Below are 5,005 nucleotides of genomic sequence, written 5' to 3'. Positions count from 1 at the left end.
TCCTGCCAGGCGCGGTCCATATAGCCGAGATCAGGCGCGATGATGATGCCGGCGGAGAGATGATCGCCGGCGCCCGGCAGCGCGGTGAACGAGGGCAGCGCGTCGAGCGCGACGTTCATCCGGAAGGTGCCAGAGCCGTTGCGCCAGTTTCTGATGCGGCCCAGGAAATCCGGCGGCAGCGCCTCCGCCGGCAATAACCGGGTGTACAGCAGTTTCGGATTGACGCTGGAAGCGACGTATTTTGCGCGAACGGTCTCACCATTTTCGAGGATGATTCCGGCCACGCGGTCGCGTTCAACGATCACCTCGCGCACGCCGGCCTCGGTTTCGATCTCGACGCCATGGCCACGCGCGGACGCCGCCATCGCCTGCGTGATCGCGCCCATGCCGCCGATGGCGTGGCCCCAGACGCCTTTCTTGCCGTTCACCTCGCCGAACGCATGGTGCAGCATCACATAGGCCGAGCCCGCGGCATAAGGGCTGGCGTAATTGCCGACGATGGCGTCGAATCCGTAGAGCGACTTGACCAGGTCGCTCTCGAAGGTCTCGTCCAGCATCTCGCCGGCCGAACGCGTGAACAGGTCGAGCAGCGAGCGCTGCTGCGGCAGCGAAAGCTTGTTGAGAATGCCGGCGGTACCCAGCACGTTGAAGGCTTCGCGGATGGAGCCCACGCCAAATCCCTCGACGATGTTCGGCGGCGCCCGCAGCACGAAGGCGCGCAGCACGTCGGCGATCTCTTCGAGTTCGCGCGTGAACCCATCGATGCTGGCGGCATCGCGTTCGCTCAGTTTTGCTATCGACTGATGGGTGCGACCCTCGCCGGTCAGCAGATAGCGGCCATCGGGGGAGGGCAGGAAATTTTGCGCGCGACGCTCGACGATGCGCAGGCCGTGATCGGCCAGTTTCAGGTCCGCCATGATCTGCGGATTGAGCAGGCTGACGGTGTAGGCCGCGACCGAATTGCGGAACCCGGGATGGAATTCCTCGGTCACAGCGGCGCCGCCGACCACCTTGCGGCGCTCCACGACTTTCACGCGCAGCCCGGCCATGGCCAGATAGGCCGCGCAGGTGAGGCCGTTATGGCCGGCTCCGATGATCAGGACGTCGGTCTCGTTCATGTTCGCTTCAAGAAGAAAATGGTGTCATTCCGGGATGATCCGAAGGACCAGACCCGGAATCTCGGGATTCCGGGTGCGATGCTTCGCGTCGCGCCGGAATGACGTCTCCCTCTTAGCGAAGATGGGTACGGCAGCACAGGGTGAAGTGACGGGTTTGGTTCCGCATTGCCCGGTATGATACCCTATGCTCTATCCTGTAGCCCCGGCGCCTTGGCCGGATTTCCGCCACCGGCGCCCGCCGGGTTCAAGCCGGAGCTTTCATGGGTCTTTCTGATTCGTCCGTAGCCACGGATGCCGCTTCCGTTGCCCGGAATCGGCTGGTGCTCGCGGTCTATACGGCGGCGATCTTCGTCAGTGCCCTGCTGCTGTTCTCGGTGCAGCCGCTGTTCACCAAGATGGTGCTGCCGCGGCTCGGCGGCTCGCCCGCGGTGTGGTCGGTGGCGATGGTTTTTTTCCAGTCGCTGCTGCTGGGCGGCTATGCCTATGCGCATTATTTGATGCAGCTGAAGAACCGGATGCTGCCCGTCGCGATCCATCTGGTGCTGCTGGTGGTGGCGCTACTGACGCTGCCGCTGTCGATCGCGGGTGGCTGGGGCGAGCCGCCGACCTCGGGCTATGCGCTCTGGCTGCTCGGCCTGTTTGCGGTGTCGATTGGGCTGCCGTTCTTCGCGCTGGCGGCCAACAATCCGCTGCTGCAGGCCTGGTTCGTGCGATCAGGCCATCCCAACGGTCCCGATCCCTACTTCCTCTACGCCTCCTCCAATATCGGCAGCTTCCTGGCGCTGTTGTCCTACCCGGTGCTGCTGGAGCCGATGTTCACGCTGCGCACGCAAAACCTGATCTGGACCGGCGGCTACGGCCTGTTGATCGTCCTGATCGCGGCTTGCGGCGTGCTGTTGCTGCGCTCGCCTGTCATGGCGGAGCGCGACCTGCAAACCGAGGAAGCTGACGCGCCGGCGCCGCCGTGGATGCTGCGCGCGCGCTGGATTTTTCTCGCCGCGGTGCCGTCGGGCCTGCTGATCGCGGTGACCGCGCATATTTCGACCGACGTTGCTGCGGCGCCGCTGCTGTGGGTGCTGCCGCTGTCGCTTTACCTGTTGACCTGGGTGCTGGTGTTCCAGTCGCGCCCGCTGCTGCCGCACAAATGGGTATTGCTGATGCAGCCGCTGGCGATCGCCGGCGTGATCGCGCTGCTGGCGTTCGGCGGCGAACAGAACCTGCTGCTGACGCTCGGAGGCCATCAGCTCTGCTTCTTCGTCATCGCGATGGCCTGCCATGGCGAACTGGCGCGGACCCGCCCGGCCGCGAAATACCTCACCGGCTTCTACGTCGCGCTGTCGTTCGGCGGCATGGTCGGCGGCCTGTTCGCAGGACTGATCGCGCCGTTCACCTTCTCATGGATTGCCGAATATCCGATCCTGCTGGCCTGCGCGGCACTGTGCCGTCCGCCCGGCGGCAACGAGCGGTTGGCGCGCTGGGGCTGGTGGTACTGGCCGTTGCTCGCCGCGCTCGCCGTGGCGCTGATCGCGCCGACCTACCACCCCGGCAAGGTGTTGACCTGGCTCGAAACCCATCGCGTCTGGATCATCGGCGCGGTCGGCGTGCTGTCGGCATTGCTGGCGCTCGGATTGAATGCCAACCGCTGGAAAATCTTCGCCACCGTGGCGGTGGCGCTGGCGCTGATCCGGGCCTATCCATCGGACGACGGGCGGGTGGAAACCGTGCGCAGCTTCTTCGGCGTGCACAAGATCGTGGTGACGTCGAACGGGCAATATCACGTGCTGATGCATGGCACTACGATACACGGCGCCGAGAAATACCAGAACGATGACGGCACGCCGGTGACCGGGCGGCCCGAGCCTATCACCTATTATCACAAGGACGGCGGTATCGGCCAGGCGATCGCGGCGATACGCGAGCGCAAGGGATCGCCGCTGCGGGTCGCCGTGATCGGGCTCGGCTCCGGTACGCTCGCCTGCGCCGCGGAGCCGGGCGAGACCTGGAAGTACTTCGAGATCGACCAGACCATGGTCGATACCGCGAAGGATCCGAAATATTTCAGCTTCATCAGCAAGTGCGATCCGGACATGAAGCCGGTGATCGGCGACGCGCGGCTGACCTTCGCCAAGGAACCGGCCGGCATCTACGACCTGATCATCGTCGACGCCTATTCGTCGGATGCGATCCCGATCCATCTCGCGACCGAAGAGGCGATGGAGATCTACAAGGAGAGGCTGGCGCCGCAGGGCGCCGTCGCGATGCACGTGTCGAACCGGCATCTGGAACTGTCCAGCGTCGTGGTCGGGATAGCCGACGCCAACGATCTCAAGAGCTGGGTCTACAACGAGGATACCAACCGCGACAGCGAATACATCTTCTCGACCACCGTGGTGATCTCGGCGCGCGCGGACGCCGATATCGGCAAGCTGGCCACATCGGACCAGTGGGCCCTGACCGAAGCCGAGGACGACCAGCGGGTCTGGACCGACGACTATTCCAACGTGCTGGGCGCGGTGTGGCGGCGGCTAAAGAAGGGCGAAGAGTAGGCCGGGATAACGATTAATCCGCCAAGTGCGGAACCATTCACGGTTGAGCCTGTTGGCTGCCCGACACGATCAACCGGAGACCACAATGAAAAAGCTCGCAATCTCTTTGATGGCCGGCGCAGGCGCGCTGCTCGCCACCTCTGCTTTCGCCGCCCCGCTCTCGAACGGTATCGCCGTGCTGCCGGAGAGCAACATCGAACAGGTGCGCCTGGTATGCAACGAGAACGGCCGCTGCTGGCGCGAGCGTAGCCAGCGCCGCGTCGTCGTCCGGGAATCCTACGGTTATGACCGTGGTCACCATTATGGCCATCGCAATCGCGGCTATGATCGTGGTCACCGCGACGGCGTCGGCATCCGCGCTCCCGGCGTCAGCATCGGTATTGGCTCCGGCCGCTACTGATCGGTATAATTAATGAGGCCCCGGCGCATCGCGCCGGGGCCTTTTTCTATGAGATGTGAGCAATATTGACCGCGGGGAACTCCGGCGGTCAGTCCTGATAGGTGAACAGCCCGCGCGGCTGATATTGCTGCCGCGGCTGGTAATAGCCCTGCGGCGGGTATTGCGGCGCATGGCCGCGATCATAGTAATACTGCTCGCGCAGATAGACCTGCGCGCCATACACGCGTCGGGTGCGCGGCGCCGGATAGCGCGCCTCGTTGGAGGAGCCGTCGGCGGGATAGATGTAGCCATCGTCGGCCGGCGCCTGAGACTGTATTTGCGGCTCCTCCACCAGCGGCGCGACCACGCCCGGCCGCGGCGCCAATACGATCGGATCGCCGGCGGAGTTGTATTGCGGCGCCGGATCGCGACGCGCCACGGCGGTGTTGGCGCGGGGCCGCGGGTTGCGCGCGAGGGCGACCTGCGAGGAGCCGGTCAGCGTCACCGTGGCGTTGAGCACGCCGTCCTTCTGCACCAGCGCAAACAGCGTCGCGGCATTGGCGCGCGACAGCCGCACGCAGCCATGCGAGGCCGGGCTGCCGAGACGGTTTATGGAGTCAGTGCCGTGAATGGCATGGCCTGATTTGGTGAAGAAGATCGCGTGCGGCATCGGCGCATCGTCGAATTCCCTGGAGTAGTGGTCTTGCTCCATCCGGAAGGTCTTGAAGCTGCCGTTCGGGGTCTCGTAGGCGGGCAGGCCGCTCGACACCGGCCACTGATAGCGCTCGACGCCGTCGACCGCGACGGTCATCAGCTGCGCATTCTTGTCGACGGTGATGGCAATCTTGGCTTGTGCGGCGCTGCCGAAAGACAGCATCAGGCCGGTGACAGCAATGAGGAAGCAACGCATCTTACTTTGGCCTCCAGGCCCATATCCAGTGCCACCGCACGCCGTGCTCGCC

Annotated in this window: 4 protein-coding genes; 2 read left to right on the top strand and 2 right to left on the bottom strand. The window is 64.6% G+C overall.

From position 1 onward, the window contains the following. A partial coding sequence (locus Q8N40_RS04855; RefSeq protein WP_305711013.1) for an NAD(P)/FAD-dependent oxidoreductase occupies positions 1–1,118 on the bottom strand: 1,118 nt, incomplete at its 3' end. A 260-nt stretch (positions 1,119–1,378) separates the two neighbouring features. Between Q8N40_RS04855 and Q8N40_RS04850 the strand changes: the two genes are divergently transcribed. Continuing rightward, on the top strand, positions 1,379–3,664 hold the full coding sequence (locus Q8N40_RS04850; RefSeq protein WP_305711012.1) for a spermidine synthase: 2,286 nt from the start codon (positions 1,379–1,381) through the stop codon (positions 3,662–3,664). Positions 3,665–3,749: 85 nt separating this feature from the next. Next, on the top strand, positions 3,750–4,064 hold the full coding sequence (locus tag Q8N40_RS04845; protein ID WP_305319177.1) for a hypothetical protein: 315 nt from the start codon (positions 3,750–3,752) through the stop codon (positions 4,062–4,064). Positions 4,065–4,152: 88 nt separating this feature from the next. Here Q8N40_RS04845 and Q8N40_RS04840 read toward each other — a convergent pair whose 3' ends face one another. Continuing rightward, positions 4,153–4,953 (bottom strand): L,D-transpeptidase, encoded by an 801-nt coding sequence (locus Q8N40_RS04840; protein WP_305711011.1) that lies wholly within the window; start codon positions 4,951–4,953, stop codon positions 4,153–4,155. Between the last annotated feature and the right edge of the window lie 52 nt (positions 4,954–5,005).

This window comes from Bradyrhizobium sp. (assembly GCF_030693485.1).
Taxonomy (GTDB): domain Bacteria; phylum Pseudomonadota; class Alphaproteobacteria; order Rhizobiales; family Xanthobacteraceae; genus Bradyrhizobium.
Note: the sequence above shows the minus strand (reverse complement) of the source record. Positions and strands in the feature narration are given on the sequence as shown.